At 71.1% G+C, this 16,884-nt stretch carries 11 protein-coding genes and 3 pseudogenes; 11 read left to right on the forward strand and 3 right to left on the reverse strand.

What is annotated here, in order from left to right:
• Positions 1 to 27: 27 nt before the first annotated feature.
• Together ACZ7OO_RS32215 and ACZ7OO_RS32220 are read left to right on the forward strand one after the other, a co-directional pair.
• Complete coding sequence (locus ACZ7OO_RS32215) at positions 28 to 993, forward strand: ATP-binding cassette domain-containing protein (RefSeq protein WP_471510195.1); 966 nt, start codon at positions 28 to 30, stop codon at positions 991 to 993.
• On the forward strand, positions 990 to 1,784 hold the full coding sequence (locus ACZ7OO_RS32220; RefSeq protein WP_471510197.1) for an ABC transporter permease: 795 nt from the start codon (positions 990 to 992) through the stop codon (positions 1,782 to 1,784). The genes ACZ7OO_RS32215 and ACZ7OO_RS32220 overlap by 4 nt, the downstream gene beginning before the upstream one ends.
• On the opposite strand, the gene ACZ7OO_RS32225 is transcribed toward ACZ7OO_RS32220, so the two are convergent.
• The 3 genes from ACZ7OO_RS32225 to ACZ7OO_RS32235 all read right to left on the reverse strand — a co-directional run bounded on the left by ACZ7OO_RS32225 (position 1,762) and on the right by ACZ7OO_RS32235 (position 7,606).
• A complete protein-coding gene (locus ACZ7OO_RS32225; RefSeq protein WP_471510198.1) occupies positions 1,762 to 4,938 on the reverse strand; it encodes an ATP-binding protein in 3,177 nt (1,058 codons plus the stop codon). The genes ACZ7OO_RS32220 and ACZ7OO_RS32225 overlap by 23 nt on opposite strands.
• A gap of 88 nt (positions 4,939 to 5,026) precedes the next feature.
• Complete coding sequence (locus ACZ7OO_RS32230) at positions 5,027 to 6,688, reverse strand: adenosine deaminase family protein (protein ID WP_471510199.1); 1,662 nt, start codon at positions 6,686 to 6,688, stop codon at positions 5,027 to 5,029.
• 87 nt (positions 6,689 to 6,775) lie between these two features.
• Positions 6,776 to 7,606, reverse strand: a complete 831-nt coding sequence (locus tag ACZ7OO_RS32235; protein ID WP_471510201.1) for a class I SAM-dependent methyltransferase — start codon at positions 7,604 to 7,606, stop codon at positions 6,776 to 6,778.
• A gap of 587 nt (positions 7,607 to 8,193) precedes the next feature.
• Between ACZ7OO_RS32235 and ACZ7OO_RS32240 the strand changes: the two are divergent.
• From ACZ7OO_RS32240 to ACZ7OO_RS32280, 9 genes and pseudogenes are all read left to right on the forward strand, one after another.
• Positions 8,194 to 8,634, forward strand: a pseudogene (locus ACZ7OO_RS32240) (GNAT family N-acetyltransferase); the annotation flags it as partial.
• Positions 8,631 to 8,882 carry a hypothetical protein gene (locus ACZ7OO_RS32245; RefSeq protein WP_471510203.1) on the forward strand — a complete coding sequence of 84 codons (252 nt, stop codon included), beginning with the start codon at positions 8,631 to 8,633 and terminating at the stop codon, positions 8,880 to 8,882. The pseudogene ACZ7OO_RS32240 and the gene ACZ7OO_RS32245, both read left to right, overlap by 4 nt.
• 696 nt (positions 8,883 to 9,578) lie before the next feature.
• Positions 9,579 to 9,728 (forward strand): annotated as a pseudogene (locus ACZ7OO_RS32250) (GNAT family N-acetyltransferase); the annotation flags it as partial.
• Between the two features lie 160 nt (positions 9,729 to 9,888).
• Positions 9,889 to 11,370, forward strand: coding sequence for a type III PLP-dependent enzyme domain-containing protein (locus tag ACZ7OO_RS32255; protein ID WP_471510205.1), 1,482 nt, complete (start codon positions 9,889 to 9,891; stop codon positions 11,368 to 11,370).
• On the forward strand, positions 11,367 to 12,686 hold the full coding sequence (locus ACZ7OO_RS32260) for a pyridoxal-phosphate dependent enzyme (RefSeq protein ID WP_471510207.1): 1,320 nt from the start codon (positions 11,367 to 11,369) through the stop codon (positions 12,684 to 12,686). The genes ACZ7OO_RS32255 and ACZ7OO_RS32260 overlap by 4 nt, the downstream gene beginning before the upstream one ends.
• A gap of 1 nt (position 12,687) precedes the next feature.
• The gene (locus tag ACZ7OO_RS32265) at positions 12,688 to 13,887 is read left to right on the forward strand and encodes an aminotransferase class V-fold PLP-dependent enzyme (RefSeq protein WP_471510209.1); all 1,200 of its coding nucleotides are present in this window, start codon (positions 12,688 to 12,690) and stop codon (positions 13,885 to 13,887) included.
• A gap of 48 nt (positions 13,888 to 13,935) precedes the next feature.
• Positions 13,936 to 14,691, forward strand: a complete 756-nt coding sequence (locus ACZ7OO_RS32270; RefSeq protein ID WP_471510210.1) for a class I SAM-dependent methyltransferase — start codon at positions 13,936 to 13,938, stop codon at positions 14,689 to 14,691.
• A 554-nt stretch (positions 14,692 to 15,245) separates the two neighbouring features.
• On the forward strand, positions 15,246 to 16,166 hold the full coding sequence (locus ACZ7OO_RS32275) for a permease (RefSeq protein ID WP_471510212.1): 921 nt from the start codon (positions 15,246 to 15,248) through the stop codon (positions 16,164 to 16,166).
• Positions 16,163 to 16,710 (forward strand): annotated as a pseudogene (locus tag ACZ7OO_RS32280) (TIGR03943 family putative permease subunit). The gene ACZ7OO_RS32275 and the pseudogene ACZ7OO_RS32280 overlap by 4 nt, the downstream one beginning before the upstream one ends.
• Positions 16,711 to 16,884: the final 174 nt, after the last annotated feature.

Raw genomic sequence — 16,884 nt, forward strand, 5'->3', positions numbered from 1 at the left:
AACCGCCGCGGCCGCAAGCTCTGCCGCATGACGACGACAGACAGCGAACTCGCCATCGCGGCCACCGGGTTGCGCAAGACCTACGGGGACAAGACCGTCCTCGACGGCATCGACATCCGGGTACCGGCCGGCACGATCTTCTCCCTCCTCGGGCCGAACGGCGCCGGCAAGACCACGGCGGTCAACATCCTCTCCACCCTGATCTCCGCCGACGCCGGCCAGGCCCTGATCGCCGGCCATGACATCACCGCCGAGGCCCAGGCGGTCCGGGCCGCCATCGGGGTCACCGGACAGTTCTCCGCCGTGGACGGTCTGATCACCGGCGAGGAGAACATGCTCCTCATGGCCGACCTGCACCACCTCTCCAAGAGCGAGGGACGGCGGGTCACCGCCGAACTGCTGGCGCGCTTCGACCTCACCGAGGCCGCGCAGAAGCCCGCGTCCACCTACTCCGGCGGTATGAAGCGCCGCCTCGACATCGCCATGACCCTGGTCGGCAGCCCGCGGATCATCTTCCTGGACGAGCCGACCACCGGCCTGGACCCGCGCTCCCGGCACACCATGTGGCAGATCATCCGCGAGCTGGTCTCCCGCGGGACCACCGTCTTCCTCACCACCCAGTACCTGGAGGAGGCCGACCAGCTCGCCGACCGCATCGCGGTGCTCAACGGCGGCAAGCTCGTCGCCGAGGGCAGCGCCGAGGAACTCAAGCGGCTCGTCCCCGGCGGCCACGTACGGCTGCGGTTCTCCGACCCGACGGCGTACGAGCAGGCGGCCACCGCGCTGCGCGAGACCACCCGCGACGACGAGGCGCTCGCCCTGCAGATCCCCAGCGGCGGCACCCAGCGCGAACTGCGCGCCATCCTCGACTGGCTCGACGCCGCCGGCATCGAGGCCGACGAGCTCTCCGTGCACACCCCCGACCTGGACGACGTGTTCTTCGCCCTGACGGGCAACCCCGTAGCCGCCACCGACAAGGAGACCGTCCGATGAGCACCGCCGGCTATGCGTTCCGCGACAACCTCACCATGCTGCGGCGCAACCTCCTGCACGCCCGCCGCTACCCCTCCCTCACCCTCAACCTCCTGCTCACCCCGGTCATCCTGCTGCTCCTCTTCGTCTACGTCTTCGGGAACGTGATGAGTGCCGGCATCGCCGGCGGTCACGCGGACCGGTCCGACTACGTCGCCTACCTCGTCCCCGGCATCCTCTTCCTGACCGTGGCCATGACCTCGCTCGGCACCGCGGTGTCCGTGTGCACCGACATGACCGAGGGCATCATGGCCCGGTTCCGCACCATGGCGATCTCCCGCGCGTCCGTGCTGGTCGGCCATGTGATCGGCAGCGTGATCCAGACGATGATGGCCCTTGTGGTGGTCCTGGGCATCGGACTGGCCATCGGCTTCCGGCCCGACGCGACCCCGGTGGAGTGGATCGCGGCGGTCGGGCTGATGGCCCTGGTCAGCCTCGCGCTGACCTGGATCGCGGTCGGTATCGGCCTGGTGAGCCCCAACCCCGAGGGGGCCAGCAACATCGGGACGCCGCTGGTCATGCTGCCGTTCCTGTCCAGCGCGTTCGTGCCGGTGGACGCCATGCCGGGCTGGTTCCGCTGGTTCGCCGAGTACCAGCCGTTCTCGCCCTTCATCGAGACCCTGCGCGGTCTGCTGCTGGGCAGCGCGATCGGTACGAAGAACGCCGTGCTGGCCCTGGCCTGGGGCCTGGCGCTGACCGTGCTGGGCTACCTGTGGTCCAGGGCGCGGTTCAGCCGCGAGCCCCGGCAGTGAGCTCGTGCAGGGCCGCGACCCGCAGCTGATCCCGCCCCAGGGCCGCGTACTCCGACCTCGCGTCGGCGTACGCGGCCCGGTCCGCGTTCTCGGCCGCTTCCCGGGAGCGGGCCAGGGCGAGGCTGGGGACCTCCCGTACCGCCGTCATCCGTTCCGCCAGCGCCACCAGGCGTACGGCCCCGGGGTCGCCCCCGGCCAGCCCGGCGAAGCCGAGAGCGAGCAACGCGGTGCCGCACACCGGCAGTTCGACCGGAGACCTGTCCGCCGAAGAGCCCTCCTCCGCAGAGCCGCTCCCGGACGAGCCGGACAGCATTCCGAGCAGCCGTTCCCTCAGCTGCCCGGCCAGGGCGGTCACCGGCTCGAGCCGGCCGTGCTGCGCATGCGCCGCCAGCGCGGCCGACTGCACCATCAGCGCCCAGGGATCCACGAACGGATCGCCCGCGAGCAGCACACTGTCCTCCCGGATCCGCTCGACCGCCCGGCGCCACAGACCGAGCCCGACCTCGGTCAGTCCCCGGGCCAGCGCGATCTCCGCCCGGCCCACCAGGTCGGGAGCGTAGATCCGGGCGGACTCCGGCTGCTGGTCCAGGGCCGCGAGTTCCAGCCAGTACTCCGCCTCGTCGACCTCTCCGCGCTGGAGGCAGGCGAGCACCAGCCCCCAGCGGACGCCGATCGAGTCCGGCCAGCCGTCGAACTCGTCGAGCGTCCGCAGCGCGGCCCGCAGATGGTCGTACGCCTCCTCGCCCAGTTCGGCCTGCATGCACAGTTCGCTGATCCGCCCGTGGCTGAGCAACTGCATGGCCGGGTTGGCGAGTGCCCCCAGCGTCTCGGGCACCCGGCGGGCACACTCGAGCGCCCGCTCCGTCTCGTGCGCGGCTTCCCAGACGTAACTGGCGACGCTCCACGCCGTGCCCGCCAGCAAGGGCGCGTCGGAGGTGCAGAACTCATGGAGCCGCGCGTACTCCGGCGGGCGGATGTCCGGCGTGGCACACAGCACGAGGGCCATCGCCCGCACGACCGTGTCCGGCGGGGCGGCCGGCAGCCGGCGCAGGGTGACGAGCTGCCGTACGGCGTGCGGGCCGAGGCCCACGAAGAGGGCGCCCGTGCATATCGCCGCCGCACTGCGGGCCGTCTCCACGTCCTCGGGACTGTCGACGCCGGGGCGGAAACGGGACAGCGGCCCGCCGGTCTCGGTGCACAGGGTGACGAGCCGGGCGTAGCTGGAGTCGGTGACCCACAGGGAGGCCAGTACGGCGGTGACCGCCGCGGTGGCCGGCCCGTCGGCGCGGGCCAGCGCGTACCGCAGGGCCATGACGAGGTTGTCCTGCTCGGCGCGGATACGGAACCACGCGGGCAGCGGGTGGGGGCGGAACAGCGCGTCGTGGTGGGCGCGCCCGAAGTCCCGGGCCCAGAGCAGGAACCGGTCGGTCACCGTCTCCTCCTCGCCGGCCTCGGCGCGCCGGGCGGCACCGAACTCCCGCAGCGTCTCCAGCATGTGGAAACGCACCCCGGAAGGGCTGTCGCCCACCTTGAGCAGGGACTGACCGGCCAGTTGCTCCAGCAGGGCCAGCGTGTCCCCGCTCTCCCCGAGCAGGCACTCGGCCGCCTCCTCGGTGAAGCCGCCGGGAAACACCGACAGGGCGCGCAGGGCTGCCTGACCGTCGGCCTCCAGGAGGTTCCAGCTCCACTCGACCACCGCCCGCAGGGTGCGATGCCGCTCGGGCGCGTCCCGGGCGCCGCCGCGCAGCAGCGTGAAACGGTCCTGCAAGCGGCGCGCGATGTCGGCCACGGACAGCACCCGCACCCGGGCCGCGGCCAGCTCCACGGCCAGCGGCAGCCCGTCCAGATGCCGGCAGATCTCCGCCACCTGGTCGGCGGGCAGTTCCACACCGGGCCGGGCGGCCCGCGCCCGCTGCCCGAAGAGCTCGACCGACGTCGCCGGCGACAGCTCCGGCAGGGCGTACACGGACTCCGAGGTCAGCCCCAGCGGAGCCCGGCTGGTGACCAGGACCCGCAGCTCCTTCGACCGCGAGACCAGAGCCTGGACGAGACCGGCGGCGCCGGCGATCACCTGCTCGCAGTTGTCCAGCACCAGCAGCGCGGGTCCCGTGCCCAGCGCGGCGACGATGCCGCTCACCGCGTCCCCGCCCCCGCTGAATCGCCCGCCCTCCCCGGCACCGACGGCCGAGGCCACCTCGCCGGCCACGTCGTCGTCGGCGAGGACACCGGCCAGGGTGACGAAATGCACCACGGGCTGCTCGGCCGCCCGGCTCACCGCGTGGGAGAGCCGGGTCTTGCCGAGACCGCCCGGTCCGACGACGCTGACCACCCGGAACGTGCGCAGCAACTCGCCCACGGCGGCCACATCCGCGTCCCGCCCCAACAGGGGATTCGGCTCGTGCGGCACCCCGTGCCTGACCCTCGGCACGTCCGCCCGCACCAGCTCCTGGTGCACGGATCTGAGTCCGGCCCCCGGATCGGACCCCAGCTCGTCCCGCAGCCTGCGGCGATAGGCGTCGTACCGGGTCAGCGCCGCGGCCCGCCCGGCGGTCGCGGCCTCACAGCGCAGCAGCTCCGCCAGCACCTCCTCGTCCCGCGGCAGCTTCCGGGCCAGCGCGGCCAGCGGCGCCGCGGCCTCGGCCGGCCGCCCCAGCCGGGCGAGCGCCAGCGCCCGGGTCCGGACCAGCGCGCGGTGCGCCCGGACCCGCTCGGCGCGCAGCGCCACCACCGGATCGTGCAGGTCCTCGCCCGCACCGGCGCCCACGCTCCCGTCCCAGAGCGCCAGCCCGGCCTCGGCCTGGGCCAGGGCACCTTCGTGATCCCTGGCTCGCGCCCGCTCGGCACTGCCCGCCTCGTGCAACAGCAGGGCGGAACTGTCGACCTGCGTCCCGTCCAGCGCCAGCCGGTACCCCGTCGGCGTACTCACGATCAGCTCGGCACCCAGCTGCGACCTGAGCCGCGACACCAGAATCTGCACGGCCTTGCCGGGCCGCTCGGGCAGCTCCTCCGCCCACAGCCCCTCCACCAGCCGACCGGTGCTGCATCCGCCGCGCAGATCCTCCGCGAGCAACGCCAGCAGTCCGCGCAGCCGGGGCGCGGTGATCTCCCGTCCACGACAGGCGACTCGGGGCAGCAGGATCAGCTCGGTGGTCACCCGTGCAGAGTAGTCAGGGGGTGGGAGGAACGGGGGCCGCGATGGTCAGCCGTCGTGCCCGTGGGGCGAAGGTGCTCTCCACGTCCCTTCAGAAGGTGCTCTCGAAGGCCGCGAAGGCGACCTCCTGACGCCACTGGACGGCGGCCTTGGGGCTCGCACCGACCAGACGACGGCACTCCGGGCCTGGCGGACGACCGCCGGGAACCTGCTCGGCCCCCGGAAGCTGTCCGGTGCCCGGAGGTTGCCCGCCGCCCGGAAGCTGTCCGGCGCAGTCGGCCACGGGCCGGTAGCCGTCCCGCGCGGGGTTGCCCCGCCACAGACTCCGGCCGGGGAGGAAGGCGTACTGCAGGGAGGCGCGGGCCAGGTCCTTCAACTCGGGATACGTCAGGCCGTACGTCTCGGCGGCGTACCGGTACTCGTCGCTGATGCCGCTGCGGGAGACCCCTGGATCGTCGGTCGCCAGGACGACGGGCACACCGTAGCGACGGTAGACGGGGAAGGGGTGCTCGGCGCCGCGTACGCCGAGGATCTGGGCGTTGCTGGTGAAGGGGACCTCGACGGCGATCTGGCGGTCGGCCATCGTACGGGCCGTGCGCTGCCAGTCGTCCTCGTGGACGAGGTCGACACCGTGCCCGATGCGGTCGGCGCCCGCGACGCGCACGGCTCCCTCGATATGAAACCTCAGGTCCTCGGGCTTGACGAGCCCGGTCCACAACTCGCCCGCGTGCAGGGTCACATGGGCCCTCGGATACAGGGTGCGCAGGTAGTTCACCATGTGCATCTGCAGGCTGTAGTCGCGGAGCGAGCTGTCCCGGTCCTCGGGTTGGACGAGGTTGACGGCGACGAAGCGGGGATCGCGCTCGGCCAGGCGCATGCCGAGGGCCAGCTCGGTGAAGACCCGTTCGGGGGAGTCGCCGCGGAAGGCCTGGTAGATCCGGCGCACGGTCAGCCGGCAGCCGGGGCGGGGACTGTCGGTGCCGCAGCGGGCGGTGGCACGGAACTCGGCGTCCTCGTCGTCGGTCTGCCCGCGCGCGTCGTCGACGAGCCCGTCGAGCCTGCCGCCGGCGACGAGCCTGGCGTGGAGTGCGGCGAGGTCGGGGTCCCAGCCGACCTCGTCCGCGAGCCGCTCGGCGCCGTCGGAGGCCGGGTTGACCATGGTCTCCAGATAGAACTGGTGCTGCGCCGCGGCCGTGTCGGCGACCTCGGCGAGCACCTGGCCCGGGTGCCGCGAGGCCACCAGACCGAACTTGTCGAACGTGGCGAAGAAGTGATCGTGACCGAGCTGGTCCGGCGGGAAGTCCTGCATCGACCAGGCACGGATGATCGTGTCACCGAAGCCGAGGTCGGTACGGGCGTCGGCGGCCGGGCGGGTGCCGGGGCCGCACGGCGGTAGGACGGCGGTCAGCGTCGCCGTCTCCACACACAGCCCGTCCTCCCCGGCAAGCTCGATCAGATACTCGGTCCTGACCGCACCGAAGAGGTGATTGTGCAGGTCACCACCTTTGGGCAGCCACACGAAGAAGCGCCGCAGCAGCCGCGGTTCATCGTGGATCGACCGCAGATAGCCGGCCACACGGGCCTCGGCGCCGGTCAACGGCCGGGACGACGCCGTACCGTCCCCGCGCGCGACCGCGGGCGACGCGGCGGCCGACAGGCACGCCACCAGACAGCTCAGGGCCACGGTCAGGGCGGTGAGTGCCGTCCGGCGGGGGATGCCGGCGGCGTACCGCGAGCTGTCGTAGGTCGTCACGCAAGGATGATCAGCAAATCGGTTCGGCTACGACCGGATAGCCGCGCGGCACACACGGCAGCGCCACCCGGGCGGCCGTCACCCGCGTCAGCCGCGCCGCAGCGGGCGCTGTGCGGAGACGACGTAGTAGTCCAGCAACCCGTCGCGGTAGGCGGGCAAGAAATTTCGCGGCCACTGCGCGGGCTGGTCGATGCCGGACAGGAAATGGTCAAGCCCCGGCCAGACATGATCACCGATCGATTCGGCTCGTACGTCGGTCAGGCCGGCGGCGTCCAGGGCGTCGAGCAGGGAGATGAGCGTGTGGGCCATGTCAAGGCCGGACGCGAAGCTGTTCAGCCGGGCGGCCAGTTCCTCACCCACGTCCTCGGCGCCGACCGGCAGGAAGAAACTGCTGACGGCAAGCCGGCCGCCGGGCCGCAGCACACGCGCGGCCTCACGGACGAACGCGGCCAGGTCGCGGAAGTGCTGGGCGGCCTCCACGGAGTACAGACGCTCGAACCGGCCCTCCTCGAACGGCATCCTCTCCGCCGCCCCGCGGGTGAAGCGGAGCCGCTGCGGAGCGCGGGCGAGCAGTTCGGCGTTGGCCCGCCGGGCCCGCTCCAGCTGCTCGGGATGGATGTCCAGGCCGGTCACGGAGGCGAACCCGAACTCGTCCAGCGCGAGTACGGCACCGAGCCCGAGCCCACAGCCGACCTCGACGGCATGGGCGTCCGCCCCGTCGAGAGTGCCCAGCACCCGACGGTAGAGATTCCGCTGACTGCGCACCCGGTCCTCGGCGGTCAACGGCCGGTCGAGCGGAATCCCCTCCCAGTGACCGAAGTTGATGAACCCGCCCCCGAACGCCGGTGCGGAACTGAGGTCCTGGGGCCCGTAGACGGCACGCACGGAAGGCGCGACGTCGTAGCGGATGTGATCCACACAAGCTCCCTGTAGACGATGAGAGTGCCACGACGAGAGTGCTCGGCCTCTGGAACGCATCGTGCCCCTGACCGGTCACAGTGGCCAGAGCGCCTGCCTCCGACCGCTCCGGGCGGGATCCCGGCAGGACCTCTCTCTGCCCGGACACCACCTGGACTCCGGCATCGTCGAGCGCGGCCGGACCGGCCGTGGGGCGGGGCTTCAGAGGGAAACATGGTCTGGTCACGGATGCGCCGCGGGCGGGCAAGGCCCGAACTCCCCCTGCCCGGTCCGTGCTGGGCCCGGCGGCACACCCTGCGCACGGAGCGCCTCCTGCTCCACACCCCGGAGACCGCGCCGGACATCGCCGCCGCGGCGTGCGCCGCCCCGGACCCCGAGGCACAACGCCGGCTCGGTTGGGACAGAGACATCGTGACGGCCACGCGCCTCCGCGAAGCCGTGCTCCAGCTGTGTCCCGGTGACGCTGATGCCCTTCGTGCGTCCCCGGTGGCCCGGCGCCTGCTTGGCGAGCCCTTCGAACCCCACCCCGACCGGGCAGAGGTACTGATCGGCGTACGCGTGGACGACGGCGCTCCCATACGCGTGGCCTCGGCCTCGGCACGGAACTGTTCCGGGCCGCCGTACACCTCGGCCACACCCACCTGGGCCTGCGGACGGTACGGGCGGGACACGAGCCGGCGAACACCGCGAGCGCGCGGGCACTGGCCGGCGCCGGCCTCGTCACGACGACGGTCCGCCCCGCCACACCTTGCCCGACGGCCGCGAGATCGACGCCCGCCGGCTACGGCACACGGCGACGGGACCGGTCTCCCGCTGCCAGGGCGCGGGACCGACACCACGGGGCGAACCCGCGGAGAGCCGTCAGCAGCCGGAAGAAATCACGTTGCCCGATTGGACGTCAGAACCCGCCTCAGAACCCCCGGATGGCTTCCCCGAAGAGCGCCGCGCGGGATGTCGATCTAGCCTCCGAAATGAGCGCTGAGTGGATCTTTTGGCAGTGCGCTCTCTCGCCCAAGGAGGAGAAATGAACAGTTTTCGCAAGGTTGCTGTTGCGGCGGCCCTCATAAGCGGTGTCGGCTTCGTGGCCATCAGCCCCGCCAACGCCCAGGCTGCGGAACGTATGCAGGGCGGCGGGTGCAGGTCCCACGACCTGGACATCGACATTCTCGGCGAGGTCGGCATCCTCAACGGCCTGGGCGGAAACCTGATCAACGGCGAGGGCAGCCCAGGTGGGCAGTTCACCGACATCGGATCCGACTGCGATCACGGCAGGTAACCGCGAGCAGTTTACGCAGACGCTCGGCTGGGATTTCCCAGCCGAGCGTTTTGCGTGGTCGGCCTTTGAATTCGGGGCCAGGTGTGCCAGATGCACCGGGGGCAATCATGACGGAAACCCCGGGCAGGCCCCAGCCGGGGCGGTCACACACTCGGTTCGTCAGGTGGAGGTCGTTCGAGTCGGCGGCCCTGGCGGGTCTGGCCGGATTCATGTCCGGTTCCTCGGAGGCGACGACGCCGGTCTGCAGGAATGGGTCAGTCCCGGCCGTCTCGTAGCACCGTGGGTGGACGTCGATACATTCCAGGCGGATGACGCGGCGGAGTTGGCACTGGCCGAGGCGTCCCGCGACGTCCGGGGTAGCACGGAGTTCGAGGCCGCGCGCATGATCCTCGGGTTCGTCCGTCCGAGGAACAGGCTGCGCCTACGTCGAACGGCGGCGGATGCAAGGGTTCCGGAGCTGAGCCGCCTCGACGAGACGGCACCGCTCATCGGAATGGACGCCGAACTCCGCTGCGACACCATGGTGTCGAGAACCGTCACGGCACGTGCCTGGCCGACTCGCGACCAGAGCGTGCGGCCGCCGACCCGCACGGCAGCGCCGCGCAGGACCACCGGCTCGCCTCTGGTTCCGGGTGTGCGGTTGCCCCGCCCCAGCCGCAGAGTCGTGCGGATCGGCAGGCGGGACGGTGTGGCAAGGGCCTGGAGCGTCGTGGCGACGGAGGCGGCGTCGGCCTGGAGGAGTTCCACCGCAGGCTGGGCTGGGTGGAAGTCGGCCGACGGCCCGGTGCGCTGCGGATCGCCCCGGGCGACGACCGGGACGAGATCCTGATGAGCCTCGCTCTCTGACCCCTCCGACCGTCCCGATCCAGCCGCCGGGCGTCGGGAAACGGTCGGGAAACGTCTGCTACCCCACCGGGCCGGTCCCAGAAGGCCCGGCGAGGGTTACGGTCGTTATGACCGTTTGCCGACACCGGTACGTTTTCCTCGGCGGGGAGGAACAACTGGTATGAGCGACGACCCGTTGTACGACGACCTGTTGCACCTTGAACCGAGGCTGGCAGCGCGCACAGCAGCACTCCTGGAGTCGGCACCGCTTCTGCACACACTCGTGGACGCGCTCGGATCGCCTCTCAACATCATCCTGCCGGACCAGATCGCCGAGAACGTGCGGCGGTTCCGTACGGTCTTCGACCGCCACCAGCTCGCCGGACAGATCTTCTTCGCACACAAGGCGAACCGTTCCAGTGCCCTCGTACGACGGCTGACCACGACGGACGCGGCACTCGATGCCGCATCGCTCAGCGAGCTGCAGCATGCGCTCGGGTCCGGGTTCACGGGAGACCGGATCATGGCGACCGGCCCCAAGGACCCGGAGTTCCTCTGGCTCGCCGCGCGCAGCGGAGCGAGCCTCAACGTCGACGGCCCTCAGGAGCTGGAACAGGCGGCGGGCCTGGTTCGCGAGTACGGACTTCCGCGTCTGCGCGTCCTGTTACGCCTGTCCGGGTTCGATGCGTCCGGCCCCAGACGGCTCTCACGCAGGAGCCGCTTCGGCACGTCCGTGAAGTCCCTGCACGACCTGGTCGGCGTCCTCGACCGTCACCGGGAGGCGCTGGAGCCGATCGGTGTCGGCTACCACCTCGACACCACGAGCCTGGACGAGAAGGCAACTGCCCTCGAAGGGTGCCTGAGGGCCATGGAGGAGCTTCGGATCCACGGATTCCAGCCGCGAGCGATCGACGTCGGCGGTGGCTTCGGCGTCAACTACCTGGCCCACGCGGCCCAGTGGGAGCGCTACACGACCGAGCTCACTCACGCCGTCATGGGCAGCCGCCCGCCCCTGACCCGGGACGGGCACGGCTACGGCCTCCGGGTCGAGAACGGCACCCTCCGGGGCGCCCTGACCCTCTACCCGGCGCATCGGCCCGTCACCGGCGCCGCGTACCTCGACGCACTGCTCTCACATCCGGCACCGAGCCTGGAACGCCCCCTGGGCACCCTGCTCCTGGAGAGCCTCTACGACCTCTACGTCGAGCCCGGCCGGGCCCTGGCCGACCAGTGCGGGCTCACCCTCGGCAAGGTCCTGGAAGTACGGCCCACGGACAGGGGCGAGTGGATGGTGCGCCTCGCGATGAACGCGGGTGACGTCGGTCTGGAAGACCACGGCGTGCTCATGGATCCCGTGGTCCTGCTCCGCGACGTGCCCCCACCCGTCACAGCGGGCCCGGTGCGCGTGCATCTCATGGGCAACCTGTGCCTGGAGGCGGATCTGATCACCCGCCGAACGGTCTTCCTGCCCCGCCTGCCGCGCCCCGGCGATCTCCTCGCCTTCGCCAACACGGCGGGCTACTGCATGGACTTCGGCGCGACACACGCACAGCAGCAGCCCGTCGCCAGGAAGGTGGCCGTCCGCCAGGAGGCCGGTCGCTGGCACTGGTGCCTGGACGAGCACTACTGGCCGCTCACACGTACGGGGGATCCGCAAGGATGAGGTACGACAGCATCACCGACGCCATCGGCGACACACCGCTGGTCCGCATCGACCCGGCCGTGCACGGCCTGCGCAACATCGACCTCTACGCCAAGCTGGAGATGCTCAACCCCTTCGGCTCGCTGAAGGACCGGGCCGCGTGGAACATGACCCGGCAGGACCTTGCCGGGGCCAGGGAGCGCGGTGAGACGATCGTGGAGTTGTCCAGCGGGAACACCGCCAAGGCCCTGGCCCTCATCGCCGGCCTGCACGGACTGCCGTTCAAGAGCGTGACCAACCGGATGCGTATCCCCGAGATCAAGGAGCTGCTCCTGCTGCTCGGCGCCGAGATCGAGGAACTGCCCGGACAGACCGAGTGCCTCGACCCGACCGACACCGACGACCCGCTGACGCTCTTCCACCAGCAGCTGAACCGTCCCGGCAGCGCCCACCTGCACACGGACCAGTACTTCAACGTCCTCAACACCGAGGCGCACGCCACCGGGACCGGCCCGGAGATCATCGCGGACCTGGACGGCCGGTCCCCCGACTGGTTCATCGCCTGCGTGGGCACGGCCGGGTCGTCGACCGGCGTGGCCCGTGCCCTGCGTGCGCACGACCCGGCGGTGCGCGTCGTCGGACTGGTCGGGCAGAAGGCGGACTTCATCCCCGGCATCCGCACCCTCGACGAAGTACAGGAGGTCGGCATCTTCGACCCGGCCACCTACGACACGCTGGAAGCGGTGAGCGCCGACGAGGCCATCGACGGCATGCTGACCCTGCTCCGCCGCTGCGGCCTGCTCGCGGGACCCACCGGCGGTGCGGCCTACCACGGCGCCGTCCGCCATCTCCGGCCGCTCGACGCCGAGTTGACGCAGCGCAGGTCAGCGGTGTTCATCGTCTGCGACCGGGTGGAGAGCTACCTCGGTTATGTACGGCAGCGCCGCCCGGACCTGCTGGGCCGTCCCCCGGCGAGGAACTCGCCCGCCACACTGACCGACACCGAGATCCGCACGGCGACGGTCATCGACGTCGAGGACGCCCAGAAGTGGATCGCCGAGCAGCACCCGCTCGTGGTCGACCTGCGTGGCCCCTTCGCGTACGCGGCACTCCACATCGACGGCTCCATGAACATCGTCGACGAGCTCTTCGACGAACTCGTACGCGGCGGGCTGCCGTTCAGCAAACGACAGCCCGTACTGCTCGCCTGCCCGGTCGGCGAGAAGTCCGCCCGGTACGCGGCCCTGCTCACCCGCATGGGCCACCCCGACGTACGCAGCCTGGCCGGCGGCATCATCGCCTGGCGGGACGCGGGCGCGCCGCTGGTGCGTGACTGACATGGCTGATCCCGCCGCGGAACTGGCGGCACTGGCCGCGTGGCAGCGACCGCTGCGCGCCGAGTTCCCGATCATCGTCAAGCACCCGCACCTGGCCTACCTGGACAACGCGGCCACCGCCCAGAAACCGCAGCAGGTCCTGGATGCCGTACAGACCTACCTGACCACGTCCAACGCCAACGCGGGCCGGGGCTCCTATCCCTGGGCCAACACCACGACGGCACTGGTGGAGAACACCCGGGAGCGGATCAAGGAGTTCCTGGGCGACCCGGACCCGGAGCGGTCGTCGGTCCACTTCACCAGCGGGACCACGGAAGGGCTGCGCACGGTCGCCCGGGACTGGCTGCCGGCCCTCCTCGCGGACGGGGACGAGATCGTCGTCCCGTTCGCCGACCATCAGGCGAACCTGTCGCCGTGGCTGGAGGCGCGAGAACTGCTGGGCCGCCAGGGCGTGCACATCCGGGTACGGCAGCTGCCGTACCAGGCGTGCTCCGGCGACTACGACCCACGGGCCCTCGCCGCGCTCGTCGGCCCCCGCACCCGCTTCGTCGCCACCACCCATGTGCACCACGTCTACGGCGTCGACATGAACGTGCACCGGATACGGCAGGTGGTCGGGACCGAGGTGCCGATCTGCCTGGACGCCGCGCAGAGCATCGGGCACCTGCCGGTCTCGGTGGCCGAACTCGACGTCGACTTCGTGGTGTTCTCCGGCCACAAGATGATGGCGCTGCCCGGTTCCGGCGCCGTCTGGTCCCGTGGCCGGCGGGGACCGGACTTCCGGCCCGGCGGGTGGAGCGGCACCCCCAACACGGTCGGTGTCGCCGGGCTGGCGGCGGCACTCGACTGGCTGGACGTCGCCGGCACCGAGCGGATCGAACGCTGGACCGTGGCGCTGACCTCCCTGCTGACCGACGGTCTGGACCGGATGGACGCCTACGAGGTCCTCGGCTGCCGTCAGAGCCTCGCGGCCGGGTCCGAGGTCCAGCGGCGCCGCAGCCTCGTCACCTTCCGGCACCGCGAGATCAGCTCCCAGGATCTCGGCTTCATCCTCTTCAGCCACGGGTTCATGGTGCGGACCGACGGCCACTGCCAGGCAGGCCGTGACGCGGAGGACGGCTCGGTGCGGGTGAGCCTGCACGTTCACAACACCCCTGAAGAGATGCAAGAACTGCTCACCGCCCTCGCCACTCTGCAATGATTTCCATTAGCAGAGTCGAGTTCCGGAGACGGAGGCGGTACGACCGGCATGGGCGTGAGCACAACGACGGCGGCGCGATGGGTGGAGCGCTGGGAACGCCAGCAGCAGCTGTACGCGGTCGACCGTGAGGAACGATTCGACGTCATCGCGGACCTGGTCGAACATGTGACAACCGACCGCCCCACTCCACTCGTCCTCGACCTGGGAAGCGGCCCCGGCTGCCTGGCGGCGCGGCTCGCCACCCGCCTGCCGACCGCCGAAGTGCTCGCCATCGACGCGGACCCGCTCCTCCTGGAGCTCGGCAGCGCCCACTACGGCAGCAGCCTGCGCTACGTCAGAACCCTGATCGGCGAGCCGGGCTGGCTCGACGCCCTCGCCCTGGATCGTCCCGCGGACGCGGTGGTTTCGACCACGGCCCTGCACTACCTCGGGACGGAAACCCTGCGGTACGTCTACCGGGACCTCGCCGGGCTGCTGCGCCCCGGCGGCATCCTGATCAACGGCGACCACATCAGCCCGGACTCGACGAAGGTGTCCGAGCTCGCGAGCGACATCGGACGCCGCCGAACGGAACGCACCGCCGCATCCCCCGGCGAGGACTGGGAATCCTGGTGGTCGAGCGCAGCCACCGACCCGGAACTGGCCCCGCTCGTCTCCCGCAGCGGCGACGACGGACGCCCCCGGTGCGAGGGCAACGACCTGACCCTGTCCGGTCATGTCACCCTCTTGCGCGATGCCGGATTCGAGCATGTCGGAGCCGTCTGGCAGGTGGGCCCCAGCCACGTCCTGGCCGCCGTCCGCTGAATTCGGGAACGGCGGGCGCGTCCGCCATTTAAGCCGGGATCAGGGCGTCACCGGACAGCACGGCTCGGCTGGATCCCGGGCGTGGTCACGCAGCACGCCCGCTCGACGCCCGCTCGCCGGCTCAATGCCGTCGGCATCGGCCCCCCCCCGGCTCGGCCGGAACACCGCCCTGACGGACACTCCGAGATGCCGGCCGTCGTCGAACCGTCGGCGTGTTCCCTCATGAGCCACAGATGCAGCCCCACCGGCGAGCGCGGCCGCCGCGCTACGGCGAGGCTGACGCAGAAGAGGACCGCTGCCGAGGACCGCTGCCGCCGCCCGGAGGGCGGATCCCTGAAGAGACGGTTAGTTCGGATTCTCATCATTCATCTGCGGCGGCGTGTGGGCGCCGTGCGGGGCGGCTTCCTCGCTATCTTCGGCCTCGACATCCGACATCCGGAGTAAAAATGCCAAAAGCGGATGAAATTCTCGATGTGAGGGGCGGAGTGGCGACCGCGCCCGCCGCGCTACCCGGGCGACGTACCGTCCCGTGGCCGTGGGCCGTAGGCGTTGTCATGGTCGCCGTGGCGTTCACCCTCGTGCTCGCCGGCACCCAGTGGCTGAACAGCCCCGCTGTCTCGGCCTGGCGCACCGTCTTTCTGGCCATCACCGTCCAGGCGCTGCCGTTCCTCCTGCTCGGCACGGTCCTGTCCGGGGCGATCAACGCCTTTGTGTCAGCGGACCTGTTCACCAGGATCCTGCCCAGACGCCCGGCGCTCGCCGTCCCGGTGGCCGGTGCCGCCGGGGTCGTCCTGCCGGGCTGCGAGTGCGCCTCGGTCCCCGTCGCGAACAGCCTGATCCGCCGTGGCGTCACCCCGGCCGCGGCCTTCGCCTTCCTCCTTTCGGCGCCCGCGATCAACCCCGTCGTGCTCACCGCCACGGCGGTCGCCTTTCCCGGCAGCCCAGCCATGGTCGTGGCCCGCCTGCTCGCCTCGCTCGCCACCGCCGCCGCCATGGGCTGGCTGTGGCTCTGGCTGGGGCGGGAGGAGTGGCTGCGGCCCACCGTCCGCCACACCGGCCACCAGCCGGGTCACCACCGCTGGACGGAGTTCCGCCGTGGCTTCCAGCACGACTTCCTGCACGCGGGCGGCTTCCTGGTGCTCGGTGCGATGGCGGCGGCCACCTTCAACGTGACCGTGCCACGTACCGTCCTCGACACCTTCTCCGGCTCACCCTGGCTGTCCGTCCTCTTCCTGACGGCGCTCGCCGTGCTGCTCGCGGTCTGCTCGGAGGCCGACGCCTTCGTCGCTGCCTCCCTCAGCGGCTTCTCGCCCATCGCCCGGCTGGCCTTCCTGGTGGTGGGCCCGATGGTCGACCTGAAACTGATCGCCCTCCAGGCCGGCACCTTCGGCCGGGCGTTCGCGTTCCGCTTCTCCACCGCGACCACGGTCGTGGCCGTGGCCACCAGCGTCCTGATCGGAGGCGCACTGCTGTGAAGCGCCCGGTCCAAGTCGTGCTGCTGGCCCTGACCGGCCTGGGTCTGCTGCACGCCGCCCTCTTCACCGACCTCTACCTGCGCTACGTCAAAGAGGGCCTGCACCCGCTGCTGATCGCGTCCGGCGTACTCCTGCTGCTGCTCGCCCTGACGGGCGCGGCCCTGGACTGCCCGCCGGGGCCTCGCCCCTGCCCATGACGCTCAGCGAATTCACCGCCCGGGTCCAGCAGGACCGGGAGCTGAGCATCAAGGGCCGTACCGTCCGGATGACCGGCTTCGTCACCCCGGCCGGCCAGGGCGGCGGCTGGTACCTGACCCGGATCATCTTCACCTGCTGCGCCGCGGACGCCCAGTCGGTCAAGGTCCGGATGTACGGCACCGACGCCCTCCCCGCGAACACCTGGGTAGCCGTCACCGGAACCTGGCGTCCCCAGGGCAGACTCGGCACAAGGTCCGCGGCCGCAGCTCTCGACGTGCGACGCGCCGAGCAGGTCCCCCAACCGGTCAACGCTTACACGGACGACCTGCCACTCACGCCTTCCTAGCGACTCTCGCGGTGAACACATCACTCACCGAACAAGCTGTCCTGTACGTACTGCACGACAGTCGTGGGGAGGCGTTGAGCGTTGACCTGCCATGTGCGGTGTTCCTAACGACCGTTGGGGTGGCCCGCACGGGTGTTCCTGGTCGGCTACGAGCCCTGGATTCGCGAACGCGCA

It is taken from the genome of Streptomyces sp. NPDC111744, from assembly GCF_055634995.1.